The organism is Pseudomonas sp. MWU12-2029, from assembly GCF_023242425.1.
GTDB classification, from domain to species: Bacteria; Pseudomonadota; Gammaproteobacteria; order Pseudomonadales; family Pseudomonadaceae; genus Aquipseudomonas; species Aquipseudomonas kribbensis.
This window is the reverse complement of sequence record NZ_JALJDY010000006.1, coordinates 139,363-158,313: the sequence shown is the minus strand read 5'-3', so window position 1 is coordinate 158,313 and position 18,951 is coordinate 139,363. Positions and strand designations below refer to the sequence as shown.

Below are 18,951 nucleotides of genomic sequence, written 5' to 3'. Positions count from 1 at the left end.
CTTGCCGTGCGGGTCAGCTCCAGGCTGCTCCCCTCCCTGCCATTTTTCTCCGGGATACAGGTTTACGCAGATGAGCAAGACTTCTCTCGATAAGAGCAAGATCAAGTTCCTTCTTCTCGAAGGCGTCCACCAATCGGCTGTCGACGTCCTCAAGGCGGCGGGCTACACCAGCATCGAATACCTGACTGGCTCCCTGCCGGAAGACCAGCTCAAGGAAAAGATCGCTGACGCTCACTTCATCGGCATTCGTTCGCGCACCCAACTGACCGAAGAGATCTTCGATCACGCGAAGAAGCTGGTGGCAGTCGGCTGTTTCTGCATCGGCACCAACCAGGTCGACCTGGAAGCGGCCCGCGAGCGCGGCATCGCCGTGTTCAACGCACCGTACTCCAACACCCGCTCCGTGGCCGAGCTGGTGCTGGCCGAAGCGATCCTGCTGCTGCGCGGCATCCCTGAGAAAAACGCTTCCTGCCACCGTGGCGGCTGGATCAAGTCCGCAGCCAACTCCTTCGAGATCCGTGGCAAGAAACTGGGCATCGTCGGCTACGGCTCGATCGGTACTCAGCTGTCGGTCCTGGCTGAAGGTCTGGGCATGCAGGTGTTCTTCTACGACACCGTGACCAAGCTGCCGCTGGGCAACGCGACCCAGGTCGGCAACCTGCACGAGCTGCTGGGCATGTCCGACATCGTCACCCTGCACGTTCCGGAAACCGCTGCGACCCAGTGGATGATCGGCGAGAAGGAAATCCGCGCCATCAAGAAGGGCGGCATCCTGATCAACGCGGCACGCGGCACCGTGGTCGAGCTGGATCACCTGGCTGCTGCGATCAAGGACAAGCACCTGATCGGCGCCGCCATCGACGTGTTCCCGGTCGAGCCACGCTCCAACGACGAAGAGTTCGAAAGCCCGCTGCGCGGCCTGGACAACGTGATCCTGACCCCGCACATCGGTGGCTCCACCGCTGAAGCGCAGGCCAACATCGGTCTGGAAGTGGCAGAAAAACTGGTCAAGTACAGCGACAACGGCACCTCGGTATCGTCCGTGAACTTCCCGGAAGTGGCCCTGCCGGCTCACCCTGGCAAGCACCGTCTGCTGCACATCCACGAGAACATCCCGGGTGTGATGAGCGAGATCAACAAGGTCTTCGCCGAAAACGGCATCAACATCTCCGGTCAGTTCCTGCAGACCAACGAGAAGGTCGGCTACGTGGTGATCGACGTCGACGCCGAGTACTCGGAGCTGGCGCAAGAGAAGCTGCAACACGTCAACGGCACCATCCGTAGCCGCGTGTTGTTCTGATCCGGCGCTGAGCCACAAAAAAGGGAGCCCCTCGGGGCTCCCTTTTTCATGCCGGTGGAAAAATCATTCCACGGTGATGGTGATTTTCTTCGAGACCACGGGCGGGTCGAAAGCCATGTGGTTCTTGTCGCCCAGCTCCAGCTGCAGGGTGTGCTTGCCTGGGGCCAGTTTGATTTCCGCGAACGTCTGGGCCTTGCCGAAGTGCATGTGGTTGGCGTCGGTCGGCACCACTGCGCCGGCCGGAACGATTTCCTTGGCGTCGATCAGCAGATGGTGGTGACCGGTATTCGGCGTGGCATCACCGGCCGGTGCCAGCGCGACATCCTTGGTGCCGAACTTGACGGTGAAGGTCTGCGAAACCTTTGCTCCGTCTTCGGGAGAAACGATGAACACTTCGGCCCCCTTCGGCGCAGGCGTGGCCGCACTGGCCAGCACCGAAACGCCCATCAGCAAACCAGCCAAAGCAGCACGTGACATGAATGTTTTCATTCTCTTCTCCAGTTTTTCCGTAAAATCCGCGCGGTCATGACAACTTCATGACCATTCGTTGTCGAAGGCACTCGACAACCATAGCAAAGCGAGCCTGACCAACAGGCCGCGACAATGATTTCAAAGGAGTGACCATGCGTTTTCTGCCTGGCCTGATCTGCCTGCTACCCCTTCTGAGCCCTCTGGCTCAAGCCGAACTGATTGATGACGTCAACGACCGTGGCGAGTTGCGCATAGCCCTAGAGGCTAATACACCGCCCTTCAATTTCAAGGACGGCGACACACTCACGGGGTTCGAGGTCGAGCTTGGGCAACAGCTGGCCAACGAGCTGGATGTGCGCGCCGACTTCATCGTCACCGACGAAGCCGATCTGCTCCAGGGCGTCGAAAGCGGCAAGTACGACGTCGCGCTCAACCACATAGCACTGACCCCGGAACTCAAGGATCGTTTCGACGTGAGCCAACCTTACACGCAGGTCAATGCGCAGTTGCTGGCGAAAAAGGATGAACAGCCCCGCCCGCTGGTGCTGGTCCAGGCGCTGACGGAAGAGAAACCGAAGGTCGGGCCGCCGGTGGATCTGGCGATTCCGTTTCAGAAGGGCAACCCGGCGTTTCAGGCGAGTTTAGAGAATGCGTTGCAGCGGATCAGGGCGGATGGGCGGCTGGAGGCGTTGTCGCAGAAGTGGTTGAGCGTGCAGGCCTCTGAAGACCTGAAGTGACGGTGTCTAGTCGAGTGCCTTGAGCGCTTGTGCAGCCTGCGGCAGTTCGAGTTCGCTGAAGACCTGCACGCCATGGCGCTTCAGCAACGCAGCAGTAACCCCTTCGCCACTCACCTTCACCCCACTGAACGTCCCGTCATAGGTCAGCAGATTCCCGCACGAAGGGCTGTTGGCCTTGAGCACCGCCACCCGGATCCCGTGCTTCTGCACCAGCTCCAGTGCCTGGCGAGCACCGTTGAGAAATTGCGTACTGACGTCCTCGCCTTCGGTGGTGATCACCGCCGCAAGGCCATCGAGCACTTCACTGCCCTGCCCGCCCGGAATCTCCGCCGCCGCCCGAGGCGTCGGCAAGCCGCCGGCCACTTCCGGGCACAACGGTACGACGCGTCCCTCACTGATCCACTGTTCCAGCAGATCGAACGGCCCGCTGGCCCCACCGTCGTAACGCACGCGATGGCCGAGCAGGCAGCGACTGACGAGGATCTTCTGCATCTCAGAACGGCTCGTTGCCGCGACGACGGAACCAGCCGGTCAACGACAAGCGCTCGCGTTGCGCCGGCAACACTTCGTGGGGCACTTCACCAGAGAGGAACACCACCAGACAACCGCCGGAGGGTTGCACGTCATGGACCCGGTCACCTTCCAGATACATGCGCAACTGCCCGCCATCCTCCGGCAGCCAGCCATCGTTGAGGTAGATCACCGCCGAAACCATGCGCCGGTCATCGTCGCGAAAACGGTCGACGTGCTTGCGGTAGAACGCACCCGGCGGGTACAGGGCGAAATGGCATTCGAAGTCTTCCAGACCGAGGAACAGCCCGCGATTGAGCGCCTCGCGCAGGCTGTCCATCAGGTTCAGATAACGGTCGCTGGCCTCGGCCTGGCCGGGATCGATCCATTGGATATGGTCGCCGCGAATGCCCTCGCGGACCTCCGAAAACGGCCCGCGCCCGACGCCCGCCGGTGCCAGTTCACCTTCGGCCTCACGTTTACGGCACTCGGCGGCCAGCGCGCGGGTCAGATCCGCAGGCAGGAATATGTTCTGCTGCGACCAGCCACGCTCGGCCAGGTCGTCGACGATACGTAACAGCAGCGGGTGTTCAGAGGATATTTGCATGGCGCGCATAGTATGCCTGCGGCAAGAATTCCGACAGAGCCACGCGGCGGCTTGATACGAATTCTCGACAAGTACTGGCACCGCACGGAGAATAGTCCGCTGCCGACAGGAGTCCCTATGCGCCGTTTGCTTTTTTCACTGTTGATGTTCTGCGTTTTGCCCGCCTGGGCAGACGGCCACGACCAGTTGTACAAGGTCGCCGGCTGGCCGGACCAACGTGCGCATTTCAATGACGCCCTGAGCGCCGCGCAACAGCGTTACCAGAGCAGCCTGCCGCCGGCGGTGTTTCAGGCGCTGGTGAACAACAGCAATCAGCGTTTTGCTCCGCAGGCCGTGGATCAACGGGCCGAAGCGCAACTGCGCAAGAACCTCGCCGATCCGAAACCGGCCCTGTCGTTCTTTCAGTCGCCGCTGGGCAAGAAGATCGTCGCCGCCGAACTGCTGGCGACCCGTCGCGATCAATTGGCGAAAAACGCCAAGGGCCTGCCGAAGATGCCGGCCAGCGACAGCCGCCTGCTGATCATCGGCCACCTCGCCCAGGCCCTGCCTGCCCGCGAGGCCGGTGCCGAAGTCAGCCTGGCGATTGCCGGCGTGGCAGCGGACAGCCTGAGTTCGATGATTCCCGGCCTGCTCGGTGGCGGTCAGGCTCAGGGCATGTTGAACGGTCAACGTCAGCGCCTGATGGATCAGATCGGCGCCGACCTGAACAACACGCTGCTGTACGTTTATCGCGATCTGTCGGATGAAGAGCTGGAAGAGTTCGCGACCTTTGCCGAGTCCACCGAGGGCAAGGCCTACTATCAGGCCGCGCTGGCGGCGATTCGTGCCGGGCTGGCCGTCGGCCAGAGCACCTCGAACCTCAGTCAGTGATCTAGGGATTGCGGCCCTTGATCCGCTTGTTCAAGAACTCGAAATACTCCTCGCGCATCTCTGCCGTTTCATTGGCCAGGTGATGCCGCGCCTCGGCCAGCAGCAGAATCTGCGGCCGGTCGAACTTCCATTTCATCACTTGCAGGTTGTGCTGCCAGTCCACGGTCATGTCTGCCTGACCCTGGACGATCAGCGGCCGGCGCGGACTTTTCTTCGCATATTCCACCCGTTTGATCCAGCGTGACAACGCCCCGACCCACGCGGTCGGCAGGCGCTTTGGCTGCAACGGATCGGCCTGCAGGAACGGCAGGAAATCCGGGTCGTTGGAGTTCTCGCTGAAGCGCCGGGCGATGCCCCGAACGAAGGGCCGCAACAGGTAATAACTGAACTGCGACCAACCCCAGGCCCGTGGGCGCACCAGCGGCGCCAGCAAAATCAACTGACCCTGGGCCGGGCTGTTCTCACCGTGATTGAGCACGTGATCGACAATGATCGCACCGCCCGTGCTTTGCCCGCACAGGTGCCACGGCTGCGGCAACGCAATCGAGCGCGCCTCGGCGAACAACCCCTGCAGCGCATCCTGATACTCGGAGAAATCGCGGATGCTCGCCCGTGGCCCGCTCGACAGGCCATGCCCGGGCAAGTCACAGGCAATCACCGCAAACCCCAGATCCAGCGCCCACTCGATCACATGCCGGTAGAGGCCGGTGTGGTCATAAAAACCGTGCACCAGAAACAGCGTGGCCTTGGCCGTTTCCGCCGGCCACCAGCAATGGCTGACGAGTTCATAACCATCGACGTCGAAGCGGCCCATGCCACGCCAGACATCGCGCTCCGGGAAGTCGGTCTGGTAGAACCGCTGATACGCCTTCGCCTCCTCGGACAACGGCTGCCACTCGGCCAACGGCTTGAGGCTTGCGCGCAGATGATCGGGATCGAAAGCAACAGACATGGGCAATTCCAGAACGGTAAACAGACTTTATCGGCCTGCGATATTCATCTGTAGAAGCAAGCATGGCAAGCTAGCGCGCTCTCGAGGACCGAAAACCATGCGCCCGCCCTACCGCACCGCACTGTTTGCCAGCCTGCTCGCCATCGTGTGTGCCGGTGTGCTGTGGGCCGCGTACGACTGGTTTCAGGGCCGCTATCTGCGGGCGTTCAGCGAACACACCGCGGTGTTTTCCGGCGACCCGCTGCGCCTGCCCGACGACCTCGCCGGCCCCGGCAATATCCGCCTGGTGCATTTCTGGGACCCGGCCTGCCCGTGCAACGTCGGCAATCAACAGCACCTGACCGAGATGGTCGAACAGTTCGGCCCCAAGGGCGTGGAGTTCTTCGCCGTGCAGAAGGCCGGCAGCCACGGTCAGTTGCCCGCCACCCTCAGCAATCTCAAGACCATCGCGGTGCTGCCCGGCTCCGAACAGATCCCCGCCAGCCCGGCCGTGGCGATCTGGGACCGCAGCGGCAAACTGGCGTACTTCGGGCCTTACAGCGAAGGGCTGACCTGTAACTCCAGCAACAGTTTTATCGAACCGATCCTGCAGGCGTTGAGTGATGATCGTCCGGTGAATGCCACCCACACGCTCGCGGTCGGTTGCTACTGCCCGTGGCCGGTGGAGACGAAGTAAGGCATTCCGGACATTTCAAGGACAGCGATGCACGGCACACGAGGCGTGTGCTAATTGTTTGCAGCCCGACGGGCGGCAATCCCGAATGCACAAGGAGTCACCATGAAACGCGTCTTCACCGTTCTTGCCTTGCTCATCGTTGTCCTGCTCGCCGCCGGCGGCTGGTACGTGTACAGCAAGCAACCGACGCGTCAGGGCCAGGTGGAGTTGCGCAACCTGCAGGGATCAGTGACGGTGCGTTACGACGAGCGCGGCGTGCCGCACATCCGTGCCGAAAACGAAACCGACCTCTATCGCGCCCTCGGCTACGTGCACGCCCAAGACCGATTGTTCCAGATGGAAGCCATGCGCCGCCTCGCCCGTGGCGAACTGGCGGAAGTGCTCGGGCCGAAGCTGCTCGACACCGACAAGTTGTTCCGCAGCCTGCGCATCCGTGAGCGCGCCGCCAGTTACGTGGCCGGCCTCGACAAGCAGTCACCGGCGTGGAAGGCCCTGCAAGCCTATCTGGACGGCATCAACCAGTATCAGGACTCGCACGCAGCCCCGGTCGAGTTCGACGTGCTGGGCATCCCCAAGCGGCCGTTCACCGCCGAAGACACCATCAGCGTCGCCGGCTACATGGCTTACAGCTTCGCTGCCGCGTTTCGCACCGAACCGTTGCTGACCTACGTGCGCGATCAGCTCGGCGCCGACTACCTCAACGTCTTCGACCTCGACTGGCAGCCCAAGGGCGTGCTCGCCAAGGGCCGCGCCGGCACTCCACCGGCCCTCGCTGCCGATGACTGGAAAGACCTGAACGCCCTCGCCCGCCTCAGTGAGCAGGCGCTGATCGACAACGGTCTGCCGCAATTCGAAGGCAGCAACGCCTGGGTGATCGCCGGCAGTCGCAGCAAGGGCGGCAAGGCTTTGCTGGCCGGCGATCCACACATCCGTTTCTCGGTGCCGTCGGTGTGGTACGAAGCGCAGCTGTCGGCACCGGGTTTTGAACTCTACGGCCATCATCAGGCGCTGGTGCCGTTTGCGTTTCTGGGGCACAACCTGGATTTCGGCTGGAGCCTGACCATGTTCCAGAACGATGACCTGGACCTGATCGCCGAGAAGGTCAATCCGGACAACTCGAATCAGGTCTGGTATCACGGCCAGTGGACCGACATGGTCAGCACCGAGCAGCAGATCGCGGTGAAAGGCCAGGCGCCGGTGACCATCACCCTGCGCCAGTCGCCTCACGGGCCCATCGTCAACGACGCCCTTGGCACTGCGGCCAGGAAAACCCCGATCGCGATGTGGTGGGCATTCCTCGAAACGCCGAACCCGATTCTCGAAGGCTTCTACCAGCTCAACCGCGCCGACACCCTGGCCAAGGCCCGCGCCGCAGCGGCCAAGGTGCAGGCACCGGGGCTGAACATCGTCTACGCCAACGCCAAGGGCGATATCGCCTGGTGGGCTTCGGCGCTGCTGCCCAAGCGGCCGGCCGGGGTCAAACCCGAGTTCATCCTCGACGGCAGCAGCAATCAGGCGGACAAGGACGGCTACTTCCCGTTCAGCGCCAACCCGCAGGAGGAGAACCCGGCGCGGGGCTATATCGTCTCGGCCAACTTCCAGCCCGTATCGCCGACCGGCATGGAGATTCCCGGTTACTACAACCTCGCCGACCGTGGCCAGCAACTTAACCGCCAGCTCGCCGACAAGAATGTGAAGTGGGATAACGAAGCCAACCAGAAGCTGCAACTGGGCACCACCACCGGCTATGGCCCGCGCGTGCTGGCGCCGTTGTTGCCGGTACTGCGTGAAGTGGTGACCGACCCGGCGCAGCTGAAACTGGTCGAGCAACTGGCGCAGTGGCAAGGCGACTACCCGCTGGATTCGGTCAGCGCGACGGTGTTCAACCAGTTCCTCTACGACCTGGCCGACGCGGCGATGCGCGATGAGCTGGGTAACGACATGTTCGAGACTCTGCTGTCGACCCGGGTGCTCGACGCAGCGCTGCCGCGACTGGCGGCGAACGCCGACTCACCGTGGTGGGACAACCGCAACACCCCGGGCAAGGAAACTCGCGCCGACACCGTGCGCACCGCGTGGCAGGCCAGCATCACGCACCTGAAACAGACCCTCGGCGACGATGCCTCCGGCTGGCAATGGGGCAAGGCACACACGCTGACCCATGGTCATCCGCTGGGGCAGCAGAAACCGCTGGACCGGATTTTCAATGTCGGCCCATTCGCCGCACCGGGCTCCCATGAAGTACCGAACAACCTCTCGGCGAAGATCGGACCAGCGCCGTGGCCGGTGACCTATGGGCCGTCGACCCGGCGGCTGGTGGACTTCGCTGATCCTGCCCACAGCCTGACCATCAACCCGGTCGGCCAGAGCGGCGTGCCGTTCGACAGCCACTATGACGATCAGGCGGAGGCGTATGTGGACGGGATGTATGTGCAGGCGCATTTCAGTGATGAAGAGGTGACGGCGAATACGCGCAGCACCTTGAAGCTGTTGCCGGCGCGAGCGGCGCAATAAGCGCCGCTCAAACCATCGCCGCAAAATTCAACCGAAACTGCTGCGGCGTCACCCCCAGCCTCCGGTTGAACACGCTGCGCATATGTTGCGCATCACGAAACCCGCATTGATACGCCACGGTCTTCAGCGGCGCAGTGGTGCTTTCGAGCATCACCCGCGCCGCATCCACCCGCGCCCGTTCGACGAACTCCGCCGGGGTGACTTTCGCTTCCCGGGCAAACACCCGGGAGAAATTCCGCGCACTCATGTTCGCGGCATTCGCCAGGTCGGCGATGGTCAGGTCGCCGGTGAGGTTGGCCAGCACATACAACTGCACCATCGCCACCGCCGACGTCGGTTCGGCGTGGGGCGTGAGGAACGGGCTGAATTGCGACTGCCCACCCGAGCGCTGAGTAAACACCACCAGCCGCTTGGCCACGCTCAGCGCCACTTCGGCTCCGTAATCACGCGCCAGCAGGTACAGCGACAGATCGATCCCCGCCGTCACACCCGCCGAGGTGTAGAGCTGGTCATCCTCGACGTACAGCCGGTCAGCTTCGACCCGACTGGACGGGCACAACTGCGCCAGCGCCTCGGCGTCATTCCAGTGAGTGGTGACCGTGCGCCCGTCCAGCAACCCGGCACGGGCGAGCATGAACGCACCGTTGCAGATCGAACCGAACCGCCGGGCCCGCCCGCAAGCCTCGCGCAACCAGGCATCGAACGTGCTGCCGAAATCCAGGAACGGCAACTGCGGCCCACCCGCCACCAGCAGTAAATCGCAGGCTTCCTGCACGTCGCTGAAATGCCGATGAGCACTCAGGGTCAGCCCGTTGGAGCAAGCCATCAATCCGCGCTCCACACCAATCACTTCGAGCCGGTAATGATCCTCCAGCGCCAGGAAGCGATTGGCCTCGGCGAACACGTCCATGGGCCCGCTGACGTCCAGCGCCTGCACGCCGGGGAACACCACGATGGCGACGGTTCTGTTCATGGTGATGTCGGCTCCCTGGGAATGGCGGATCAGCGCCAACCCTAGCCAATCCGCGCGGCAGAAGCGAGCTGGCACGATTTGCAGGTGGAATGGCAAGGATCGCAGCCATGGATCGATTGTCCGGTTTTGCCCCCGGGAACAGACTTTCTCCATCAGCGCCGTGACGGCGTTTTCGACGAGGAAGCTCAACATGACCACGACCATCGCCGGTATCCAGATCCCCAACAGCGCCCTGGCCCGGGCCACCACCGAATACATCCGCGACATCGAATCCGACCTGCTTTACCACCACTCGCGCCGGGTGTTTCTGTTCGGCGCCTTGAGCGGCGAACGCCGGCAACTGGCCTACGATCCGGAGCTGCTGTACGTCGGCGCGATGTTTCACGATCTGGGTCTGGTCGAAGGTCACCGCAGCGATGACGAGCGCTTCGAAGTCGATGGCGCCAACGCGGCAGTGGCGTTTCTCAAGCCCTACGGGTTGAGCGACGACGACATCGAACAGGTCTGGCTGTCGATCGCCCTGCACACCACGCCGGGCGTACCGAAGCATCTGCGTCCGACCGTGGCGCTGGTGACGGCGGGTGTCGAGATGGATGTACTGGGCATGGACTACGCGGCGTTCACCACGGTGCAGCGCGAGGCGGTGGTGCATGCGCATCCACGGGGCGAGGGTTTCAAGGAGTGCATCATCTGCGCGTTTGCCGACGGCTTGCGTCATCGTCCGCAGACCACGTTCGGCAATGTGAAGACCGACGTGCTGAAGGATCAGGCGCCGGGGTTCAAGCCGATGAATTTCGTCGAGGTCATTCGCCAGTCGCCCTGGGTTTCCTGACGGGCATAAAAAAACCTCGCGGCCGTTACCGGTCGCGAGGTTTTTTGTGTTTGCAGACTTAAGCCGCTTCCGGCGTCTGCGCCCGGCGCACGTCCGGTTGTTTCCACGAATCGGCAGCGCCTTCTTCGATGGCTTGCTGGATCGCCTTGCGGCGCGACTCTTCGGCACGGCGGCTGAAGAACCAGACCATGAAGGTCACCAGCGACACCGCCAGCAGAATCAGGCTGGCCACGGCGTTGATCTCAGGCTTCACGCCCAGACGCACCGCCGAGAACACTTCCATCGGCAGGGTCGTCGAACCCGGGCCGGACACGAAGCTCGCCAGCACCAGGTCGTCCAGCGACAGGGCGAACGACATCATGCCGCCCGCTGCCAGCGACGGCGCGATCATCGGGATGGTGATCAGGAAGAACACCTTCCACGGCCGCGCGCCCAGGTCCATCGCCGCCTCTTCGATCGACAGGTCCAGTTCACGCAGACGCGCCGACACCACCACCGCCACATACGCCGCACAGAACGTGGTGTGGGCGATCCAGATGGTGACGATGCCACGCTCCTGGGGCCAGCCGATCATCTGTGCCATGGCTACGAACAGCAGCAACAGCGACAGACCGGTAATCACCTCGGGCATTACCAGCGGCGCGGTGACCAGGCCACCGAACAGCGTACGGCCCTTGAAACGGGTGATGCGGGTCAGCACGAATGCCGCCAGCGTACCCAGCGCCACTGCCGCGACGGCGGTGTAGCAGGCGATTTCCAGCGAGCGCACCACCGAGCCCATCAACTGGGTGTTGTCGAGCAGGCCGACGTACCACTTGATCGACCAGCCGCCCCATACTGTCACCAGCTTCGAGGCGTTGAACGAGTAGATCACCAGGATCAGCATCGGCAGGTAGATGAACAACAGGCCGAGCACCAGCATCAGGCTGGAGAAACGGAAGCGCTTCATTCTTTACCCTCCATTTCCTTGGCCTGACTGCGGTTGAACAGGATGATCGGCACGATCAGGATCGCCAGCATCACCACCGCCAGGGCGGACGCCACCGGCCAGTCACGGTTGTTGAAGAACTCTTGCCAGAGCACTTTACCGATCATCAGGGTTTCCGGACCGCCGAGCAGTTCCGGGATCACGAACTCGCCCACCACCGGGATGAACACCAGCATACAGCCGGCGATGATCCCGTTCTTGGACAGCGGAACAGTGATTTTCCAGAAGCTGTTGAAGGTGCTCGAACCCAGGTCGGACGCGGCTTCCAGCAGGCTGGTGTCGTGCTTCACCAGGTTGGCGTACAGCGGCAGGATCATGAACGGCAGGTACGAATAGACGACGCCGATGTACACCGCGAGGTTGGTGTTGAGGATCTGCAGCGGCTCGTCAATCAAGCCCATGCTCATCAGGAAACCGTTGAGCAGGCCGTTGTTGCTGAGGATGCCCATCCACGCATAGACGCGGATCAGGATCGCGGTCCAGGTCGGCATCATGATCAGCAGCACCAGCACCGTCTGCACTTCCTTGCGGGCGCTGGCGATGGCGTAGGCCATCGGGTAGCCGATCAGCAGGCACAGCAGCGTGCTGAAGAACGCCATCTTCAGCGAACCGAGGTACGCCGAGATGTACAGTTCGTCGTCTCCGAGCATCGCGTAGTTGCCCAGGTTCAGCAGCAACTGCAGCTTCTGCTCGGCGTAGGTGTAGATCTCGGTGTACGGCGGGATGGCCACGTCCGCTTCGGCGAAGCTGATCTTCAGAACGATGAAGAACGGCAGCATGAAGAACAGGAACAGCCAGATGAACGGCACCCCGATGACCAGTTGGCGGCCACCGGGAATTATTCGATTGAGCCGGCGTTTGAATTTGCGCATGTTCATGAGCGAAGTACCACGCCGCTGTCATCTTCCCAGTACACGTACACCTGATCGCCCCAGGTCGGACGTGCGCCACGGCGCTCGGCGTTGGCCACGAACGACTGCACCAGCTTGCCGCTCGGCAATTCGACGTAGAACACCGAGTGCCCGCCGAGGTAGGCGATGTCGTGCACCTTGCCGCTGGACCAGTTGTATTCGCAGGTCGGCATTTCGGCGGTGACCAGCAGCTTCTCCGGACGGATAGCGTAGGTCACGGACTTGTCCTGCACCGAGGTGCTGATGCCGTGGCCGACGTAAATCTGCCGGTCGAGGTCCTTGCAGGTGATGGTCGCGTGGCCTTCGGCGTCGTCGATCACTTCGCCTTCGAAGATGTTCACGTTACCGATGAATTCGCAGACCAGACGGCTGGTCGGGGTCTCGTAGATGTCGATCGGGCTGCCGATCTGGGCGATCCAGCCCAGGTGCATGATCGCGATGCGCTCGGCCATGGTCATGGCCTCTTCCTGGTCGTGGGTCACCATCACGCATGTCACGCCGACGCGCTCGATGATTTCCACCAGCTCCAGCTGCATCTGCGAACGCAGTTTCTTGTCCAATGCGCCCATCGGCTCGTCGAGCAGCAACAGCTTCGGCCGCTTGGCCAGGGAACGCGCCAGCGCCACACGCTGACGCTGGCCGCCGGACAACTGGTGCGGCTTGCGCTTGGCGTACTGGCTCATCTGCACCAGTTTGAGCATCTCGGCCACGCGGGCGTCAATCTCGGCTGCCGGGATCTTGTCCTGCTTGAGGCCGAACGCGATGTTCTGCGCCACGGTCATGTGCGGGAACAGGGCGTAGGACTGGAACATCATGTTGATCGGTCGCTCGTACGGCGGCATGTCGGTGATGTCGACGCCGTCGAGGAAAATGCGCCCCTCCGTGGGCCGTTCGAACCCTGCCAGCATCCGCAGCAGAGTGGATTTGCCCGATCCCGAACCGCCGAGCAGGGCGAAGATCTCGCCCTTCTTGATTTCCAGGGACACATCGTCCACGGCAACCGTCTCGTCGAACTTCTTCGTGACCCGGTCGATTTTAACCAGCACCTGTTTCGGTGTCTGGTCGCCCTCGAGGGCTTTCTTATAGGCGCCGGAGGCAACTGCCATTTACGAAACTCCCAGAAAAAAAAGAGTGCAGTTCGCCCACGCAAGACGAACCCAGGATGGTTTGCGCGTTATTTACCCGACTTGACCTTGGTCCAGCTGCGGGTCATCAAACGCTGAATATTCGGTGGCAACTCGATCGACACATAGGTCTTGTCGAGGACGGCCTGCGGTGGATAAACCGCTTCGTCGGTGCGGATGGACTGCTCCATCAGCTTGTCCGAACCCGGGTTGGGGTTGGCGTAACCGACGTAATCACTGACCTGGGCAATCACCTCAGGTTTCAGCAAATAGTTGATGAAGGCGTGGGCCTCTTTGACGTTGGCCGAATCCTTCGGAATCGCCAGCATGTCGAACCAGAGGGCGCCGCCCTCTTTCGGGATGGCGTAGGCGATGTTGACGCCCTTCTTGGCTTCTTCGGCACGGTGCTTGGCCTGGAAGATGTCGCCGGAGAAACCGATGGCCACGCAGATGTCGCCGTTGGCCAGGTCGCCGATGTATTTCGAGGAGTGGAAGTAGGTCACGTAAGGGCGCACCGCCAGCAATTTGGCCGTGGCTTTCTCGTAATCCTTGGGATCGGTGCTGTTGGCGTTCAGGCCCATGTAGTTGAGCACGGTCGGCATCATTTCATCGGCCGAATCGAGGAACGCCACGCCGCAGCTGTGCAGCTTCTTGATGTTCTCGGGTTCGAACAGCACGCTCCAGGAATCGATCTTGTCGACGCCGAGCACGGCTTTGACTTTGTCGACGTTGTAGCCGATGCCGTTGGTGCCCCACAGGTACGGCACGGCGTACTGGTTGCCCGGGTCGTTCTGTTCCAGGCGCTTGAGCAGCACCGGGTCGAGATTGGCGTAGTTCGTCAGTTGCGCCTTGTCGAGCTTCTGGAACGCGCCCGCCTTGATCTGCTTGCCAAGGAAGTGGTTCGACGGCACGACCACGTCGTAGCCGGTACGCCCGGCGAGCAGTTTGCCTTCCAGGGTTTCGTTGGAATCGAACACGTCGTAGACCGGCTTGATCCCGGTTTCTTTCTGGAAATCGGCCAGGGTGGTCTCGCCGATGTAATCCGACCAGTTATAAATATGCACAGTACCGGCGGCTTGGGCACCGACAGCGAACGTCAGGCCGGCAGCGGCCAGCAGGGCATTGCGCAAAGAAGAAAAAATAGGCAAGTGGAGGTCCTCTAATTTAGTTGGGCCCAAGTTGCCCCGCGCTGCATGACAGTCACGGTTGCCCGGCAACAAAACCGGCGCGCAACTTACCCTCGAAAAACCGTTCCAGCAAAACTTTCTGTCATTTAATTGCACCGCTGGCCGCCCGGGTGAAGGCGACGGCCAGCGGTTGCGGCTTCAAACCGGCTTATTTGCCGGATTTGATCTTGGTCCAGCTGCGCGTCATTTCACGCTGGGTTGCCGCCGGCAGATCGGCGATGGCATACAGCTTGGCCTGCACGTCGGCTGGCGGGTAGATGCCTGGATCGCTGGTGATGTCTTTCTCTACCAGTGGTGTTGCAGCAGCGTTACCGTTCGGGAAGCGTACGGCGTTGGTGATGCCGGCCATGACTTCAGGCTTCTGCAGGAAGGTCATGAACTTGTAGGCGCCTTCAACGTTTTCGGCATCCTTCGGAATGGCGACCATGTCGAAGAAGCTGCCAGCGCCTTCCTTCGGAATGGCGTAGCTGACTTTCACCTTGTCACCGGCCTCGGCGGCACGGGACTTGGCCTGCTGCACGTCACCCGAGTAGCCGACCGCTACGCAGATGTTGCCGTTGGCCAGGTCCGAGATGTACTTGGAGGAGTGGAAGTAGGTGATCGAAGGACGAATCTTGAGGAACAGGTCCTCGGCTTTCTTGATGTCTTCTTTCTTCTGGGAGTCGGTTGGCAGGCCCAGGTAGTGCAGCGCGACCGGCAGCATTTCGGTCGGCGAATCGAGGAAGCTCACGCCGCAGCCCTTGAGCTTGGCGATGTTTTCCGGCTTCAGCAGCACGTCCCAGGAATCGATCTTGTCGACGCCCAGCGCAGCCTTGACCTTCTCCGGGTTGTAGCCGATGCCGATCGAACCCCACATGTACGGGAAGGCGTGCTTGTTGTCCGGGTCGCTGACCGACACGGCCTTGAGCAGGTCCTGGTTCAGGTTCTTCCAGTTAGGCAGCTTGGAGCGATCCAGTTCCTGGTACACGCCGGCCTTGATCTGCTTGGCCAGGAAGTTGTTGGACGGCACGACCACGTCGTAGCCGGACTTGCCCGCCAGCAGCTTGGCTTCCAGGGTTTCGTTGGAATCGAATACGTCGTAGACCACCTTGATCCCCGACTCTTTCTCGAAGTTCGCGATGGTGTCCGGAGCGATGTAGTCGGACCAGTTGTAGACGTGCAGCACTTTGTCGTCCGCGTGAACCGCGCCCGCCATCATGCCCGCGACGGACAGGGCCAGAAGTGTCTTGCCAGCAAGCTTTTTACCTAATGCCTTCATGCGTCATGCTCCAAATTTTTCTTTTTTGAACCACTTTGTTCAGCGGCCGAACCCGGACAACTGGAACCGCGGCTAGTCTGGCAAGATACGAGGCGGTCTTTCAAGAAAAGACCAGCCTTTCCAACTGCTCCGAGCGACAGCGCAACAGCTCCATCGCTCAGAGCCTAGCACTTAGCCCTGCAATGCACTGAGGGTCAGGTCCAGGCACTTGCGTGCCTTGGTCACCAGCTCATCGATCTCCGCCTTGCTGATCACCAGCGGCGGCGCAATGATCATGGTGTCGCCCACGGCGCGCATGATCAGTCCGTTGTCGAAGCAGAACTGGCGGCAGATCATGCCCACACCCTTGCCTTCGTAACGCTTGCGAGTGGCCTTGTCCTGCACCAGCTCGATGGCCCCCAGCAGACCGACTCCGCGCACTTCCCCCACCAACGGGTGATCGTTCAGTTCGCGCAGACGTTTCTGCAAATACGGTGCCGTTTCTTCATGGGCGCGCTCGATGATTTTCTCGTCGCGCAGAATCCGGATGTTTTCCAGACCCACCGCCGCCGCCACCGGGTGACCGGAGTAGGTGAAGCCGTGGTTGAAATCGCCGCCCTCGTTGAGCACCGCCACCACTTCGTCACGCACGATCAGGCCACCCATCGGGATGTAGCCGGACGTCAGGCCCTTGGCGATGGTCATCATGTGCGGCTTGAGGTCGTAGAAATCGCTGCCGAACCATTCGCCGGTACGGCCGAAACCGCAGATCACTTCGTCCGCCACGAACAGGATGTCGTACTTGGCGAGGATTTCCTTGATGCGCGGCCAGTAGGTGTCTGGCGGAATGATCACACCGCCGGCGCCCTGGATCGGCTCGGCAATGAAGGCACCTACGTTGTCGACGCCGACTTCCAGAATCTTCTCTTCCAGCTGATTGGCGGCCCAGATCCCGAACTCTTCCGGGGTCATGTCGCCGCCTTCGGCGAACCAGTACGGCTGGGCGATGTGGACGATGCCCGGAATCGGCAGGTCGCCCTGTTCGTGCATGTAGGTCATGCCGCCCAGGCTCGCGCCGGCCACGGTGGAACCGTGGTAGCCGTTCTTGCGGCTGATGATGACTTTCTTGTTCGGCTGGCCCTTGATCGCCCAGTAGTGGCGAACCATGCGCAGCATGGTGTCGTTGCCTTCGGAGCCGGAGCCGGTGAAGAACACGTGGTTCATGCCTTCCGGCGCCACGTCGGCGATGGCCTTGGCCAGTTCCAGTGCCGGCGGGTGCGCGGTCTGGAAGAACAGGTTGTAGTAAGGCAGTTCGCGCATCTGTTTGGCGGCAGCATCCGCCAGCTCATCGCGGCCATAACCGATCGCCACGCACCACAGACCCGCCATGCCATCGAGGATTTTGTTGCCCTCGCTGTCCCACAGGTACACGCCCTTGGCGTTGGTGATGATCCGCGGACCCTTTTCTTTCAGCTGCTTGAAGTCGCTGAACGGGGCCAGGTGGTGATCGCTGCTGAGGGCTTGCCACTCACGGGTTTGCGGGTTGTTGCTGGTCATGCCAATTCTCCTTGTTATCGGTGAAGGCGCGGCGGCTGGCCGCCGCGCCCGGCGTATCAGACGGCGAAGAGCAGGTACTCACGCTCCCAGGAACTGATCACGCGCTTGAAGTTTTCATGCTCGGCCCGCTTGACCGCGACATAGCCGGTGATGAAGGTCTTGCCGAGGTATTTCTCGATGGTTGCGCTGTTTTCCATACGCTCCAGCGCGTCTTCGATGGTCAGCGGCAGGCGCAGGTTGCGGCGCTCGTAACCACGGCCCACCACCGGCGCGCTCGGGTTGATGCCTTCGACCATGCCGATGTAGCCGCAGAGCAGGCTCGCGGCAATCGCCAGATACGGGTTGGCGTCGGCGCCCGGCAGGCGGTTTTCCACCCGGCGGTTCTGCGGGCCGGCATCCGGTACGCGCAGGCCCACGGTGCGGTTTTCTTCGCCCCACTCCACGTTCACCGGTGCCGAGGTGTCCGGCAGGAAGCGGCGGAACGAGTTGACGTTCGGTGCGAACAGCGGCAGCAGTTCCGGGATCAGCTTCTGCAAGCCACCGATGTGGTGCAGGAACAGCTGGCTCATGGTGCCGTCGTCATTGGAGAACACGTTCTTGCCGGTCTCGATGTCGATGATGCTCTGGTGCAGGTGCATCGCACTGCCCGGCTCGCCGGTCATCGGCTTGGCCATGAAGGTCGCGGCCACGTTGTGCTTGAGAGCAGCCTCACGCATGGTGCGCTTGAACACCAGAATCTGGTCGGCCAGAGACAGGGCATCGCCGTGACGGAAGTTGATTTCCATCTGCGCGGTGCCGTCCTCGTGGATCAGCGTGTCGAGGTCCAGCTCCTGCAATTCGCACCAGTCGTAGACGTCTTCGAACAGCGGATCGAATTCGTTCGCCGCTTCGATCGAGAACGACTGGCGACCGATTTCCGGACGCCCGGAGCGGCCGACCGGTGGCTGCAACGGATAGTCCGGGTCGTCGCTGCGCTTGGTCAGGTAGAACTCCATTTCCGGCGCCACGATCGGCTGCCAGCCCTTGTCGGCATAGAGTTTCAGGACTTTCTTGAGCACGTTGCGCGGCGACAGCTCGATCGGGTTGCCTTGCTTGTCGTAGGTGTCGTGGATCACCTGGGCGGTCGGCTCGATGGCCCATGGCACCAGGTACACGGCGTTCTGGTCGGGGCGGCAGATCATGTCGATGTCGGCCGGGTCGAGCAGTTCGTAATAGATGTCGTCTTCGACGTAGTCGCCGGTCACCGTTTGCAACAGAACGCTCTCTGGCAGGCGCATGCCTTTTTCGGCGATGAACTTGTTGGTCGGCGAGATCTTGCCCCGGGTAATGCCGGTCAAGTCGCCGATCATGCATTCGACTTCTGTGATCTTGTGGTCTTTCAACCAATCGGTGAGCTGGTCGAGGTTGTTGCTCATAAATGCCTCTGGGCTGAGTCTCCTGACACGTGTCAGGCAGGTTTGACGCACGGGGCGTCGCGTTAAAGGGGGCTTGTTTGCGCGCAGTAC

18 protein-coding genes are annotated in these 18,951 nt (G+C 61.7%); 6 read left to right on the top strand and 12 right to left on the bottom strand.

The features are described 5' to 3' along the window. Positions 1 to 70 precede the first annotated feature (70 nt). Positions 71 to 1,300, top strand: coding sequence for a phosphoglycerate dehydrogenase (gene serA / locus M5B44_RS16720; protein ID WP_085709015.1), 1,230 nt, complete (start codon positions 71 to 73; stop codon positions 1,298 to 1,300). Positions 1,301 to 1,363: 63 nt separating this feature from the next. Here serA and M5B44_RS16715 read toward each other — a convergent pair whose 3' ends face one another. Then, a complete protein-coding gene (locus tag M5B44_RS16715; RefSeq protein WP_085709014.1) occupies positions 1,364 to 1,789 on the bottom strand; it encodes a DUF4399 domain-containing protein in 426 nt (141 codons plus the stop codon). A gap of 134 nt (positions 1,790 to 1,923) precedes the next feature. Here M5B44_RS16715 and M5B44_RS16710 point away from each other — a divergent pair, with 134 nt between their 5' ends. Further along, positions 1,924 to 2,508, top strand: a complete 585-nt coding sequence (locus M5B44_RS16710; RefSeq protein WP_248739896.1) for a transporter substrate-binding domain-containing protein — start codon at positions 1,924 to 1,926, stop codon at positions 2,506 to 2,508. A gap of 6 nt (positions 2,509 to 2,514) precedes the next feature. On the opposite strand, the gene M5B44_RS16705 is transcribed toward M5B44_RS16710, so the two are convergent. Next, entirely contained in the window at positions 2,515 to 3,000 is a 486-nt protein-coding gene (locus M5B44_RS16705; protein ID WP_248739895.1) for a DUF523 domain-containing protein, read from the bottom strand. A gap of 1 nt (position 3,001) precedes the next feature. Next, entirely contained in the window at positions 3,002 to 3,634 is a 633-nt protein-coding gene (locus M5B44_RS16700; protein WP_248739894.1) for a 2OG-Fe(II) oxygenase, read from the bottom strand. 108 nt (positions 3,635 to 3,742) lie between these two features. Between M5B44_RS16700 and M5B44_RS16695 the strand changes: the two genes are divergently transcribed. Continuing rightward, complete coding sequence (locus M5B44_RS16695; RefSeq protein ID WP_085731514.1) at positions 3,743 to 4,495, top strand: DUF2059 domain-containing protein; 753 nt, start codon at positions 3,743 to 3,745, stop codon at positions 4,493 to 4,495. Position 4,496: 1 nt separating this feature from the next. Here the strand turns inward: M5B44_RS16695 and M5B44_RS16690 are convergent, their stop codons facing one another. Further along, positions 4,497 to 5,447, bottom strand: a complete 951-nt coding sequence (locus M5B44_RS16690; RefSeq protein WP_085709009.1) for an alpha/beta hydrolase — start codon at positions 5,445 to 5,447, stop codon at positions 4,497 to 4,499. A gap of 97 nt (positions 5,448 to 5,544) precedes the next feature. Here M5B44_RS16690 and M5B44_RS16685 point away from each other — a divergent pair, with 97 nt between their 5' ends. Then, the gene (locus M5B44_RS16685; RefSeq protein ID WP_114886176.1) at positions 5,545 to 6,123 is read left to right on the top strand and encodes a DUF6436 domain-containing protein; all 579 of its coding nucleotides are present in this window, start codon (positions 5,545 to 5,547) and stop codon (positions 6,121 to 6,123) included. A 102-nt stretch (positions 6,124 to 6,225) separates the two neighbouring features. Continuing rightward, positions 6,226 to 8,637, top strand: coding sequence for a penicillin acylase family protein (locus M5B44_RS16680; protein ID WP_248739893.1), 2,412 nt, complete (start codon positions 6,226 to 6,228; stop codon positions 8,635 to 8,637). 7 nt (positions 8,638 to 8,644) lie between these two features. Here the strand turns inward: M5B44_RS16680 and M5B44_RS16675 are convergent, their stop codons facing one another. Further along, complete coding sequence (locus M5B44_RS16675) at positions 8,645 to 9,610, bottom strand: GlxA family transcriptional regulator (RefSeq protein WP_248739892.1); 966 nt, start codon at positions 9,608 to 9,610, stop codon at positions 8,645 to 8,647. Positions 9,611 to 9,800: 190 nt separating this feature from the next. Here M5B44_RS16675 and M5B44_RS16670 point away from each other — a divergent pair, with 190 nt between their 5' ends. After that, positions 9,801 to 10,442 (top strand): HD domain-containing protein, encoded by a 642-nt coding sequence (locus M5B44_RS16670; protein WP_248739891.1) that lies wholly within the window; start codon positions 9,801 to 9,803, stop codon positions 10,440 to 10,442. 58 nt (positions 10,443 to 10,500) lie between these two features. On the opposite strand, the gene M5B44_RS16665 is transcribed toward M5B44_RS16670, so the two are convergent. From M5B44_RS16665 to M5B44_RS16635, 7 genes are all read right to left on the bottom strand, one after another. Continuing rightward, positions 10,501 to 11,391: an ABC transporter permease subunit gene (locus tag M5B44_RS16665; protein ID WP_085709000.1), complete on the bottom strand. Its 891-nt coding sequence runs from the start codon at positions 11,389 to 11,391 to the stop codon at positions 10,501 to 10,503. Continuing rightward, on the bottom strand, positions 11,388 to 12,269 hold the full coding sequence (locus M5B44_RS16660) for an ABC transporter permease subunit (protein WP_170931574.1): 882 nt from the start codon (positions 12,267 to 12,269) through the stop codon (positions 11,388 to 11,390). Before M5B44_RS16660 ends, M5B44_RS16665 begins: the two co-directional genes overlap by 4 nt. Before the next feature lie 35 nt (positions 12,270 to 12,304). Next, complete coding sequence (locus M5B44_RS16655) at positions 12,305 to 13,447, bottom strand: ABC transporter ATP-binding protein (protein WP_085708998.1); 1,143 nt, start codon at positions 13,445 to 13,447, stop codon at positions 12,305 to 12,307. Between the two features lie 68 nt (positions 13,448 to 13,515). Continuing rightward, positions 13,516 to 14,613: a polyamine ABC transporter substrate-binding protein gene (locus M5B44_RS16650; protein WP_085708997.1), complete on the bottom strand. Its 1,098-nt coding sequence runs from the start codon at positions 14,611 to 14,613 to the stop codon at positions 13,516 to 13,518. A 187-nt stretch (positions 14,614 to 14,800) separates the two neighbouring features. Beyond that, positions 14,801 to 15,910: a polyamine ABC transporter substrate-binding protein gene (locus M5B44_RS16645; RefSeq protein ID WP_085708996.1), complete on the bottom strand. Its 1,110-nt coding sequence runs from the start codon at positions 15,908 to 15,910 to the stop codon at positions 14,801 to 14,803. Positions 15,911 to 16,081: 171 nt separating this feature from the next. After that, entirely contained in the window at positions 16,082 to 17,446 is a 1,365-nt protein-coding gene (locus tag M5B44_RS16640; RefSeq protein WP_248739890.1) for an aspartate aminotransferase family protein, read from the bottom strand. Positions 17,447 to 17,502: 56 nt separating this feature from the next. Beyond that, complete coding sequence (locus M5B44_RS16635) at positions 17,503 to 18,861, bottom strand: glutamine synthetase family protein (protein ID WP_011336448.1); 1,359 nt, start codon at positions 18,859 to 18,861, stop codon at positions 17,503 to 17,505. Positions 18,862 to 18,951 lie beyond the last annotated feature (90 nt).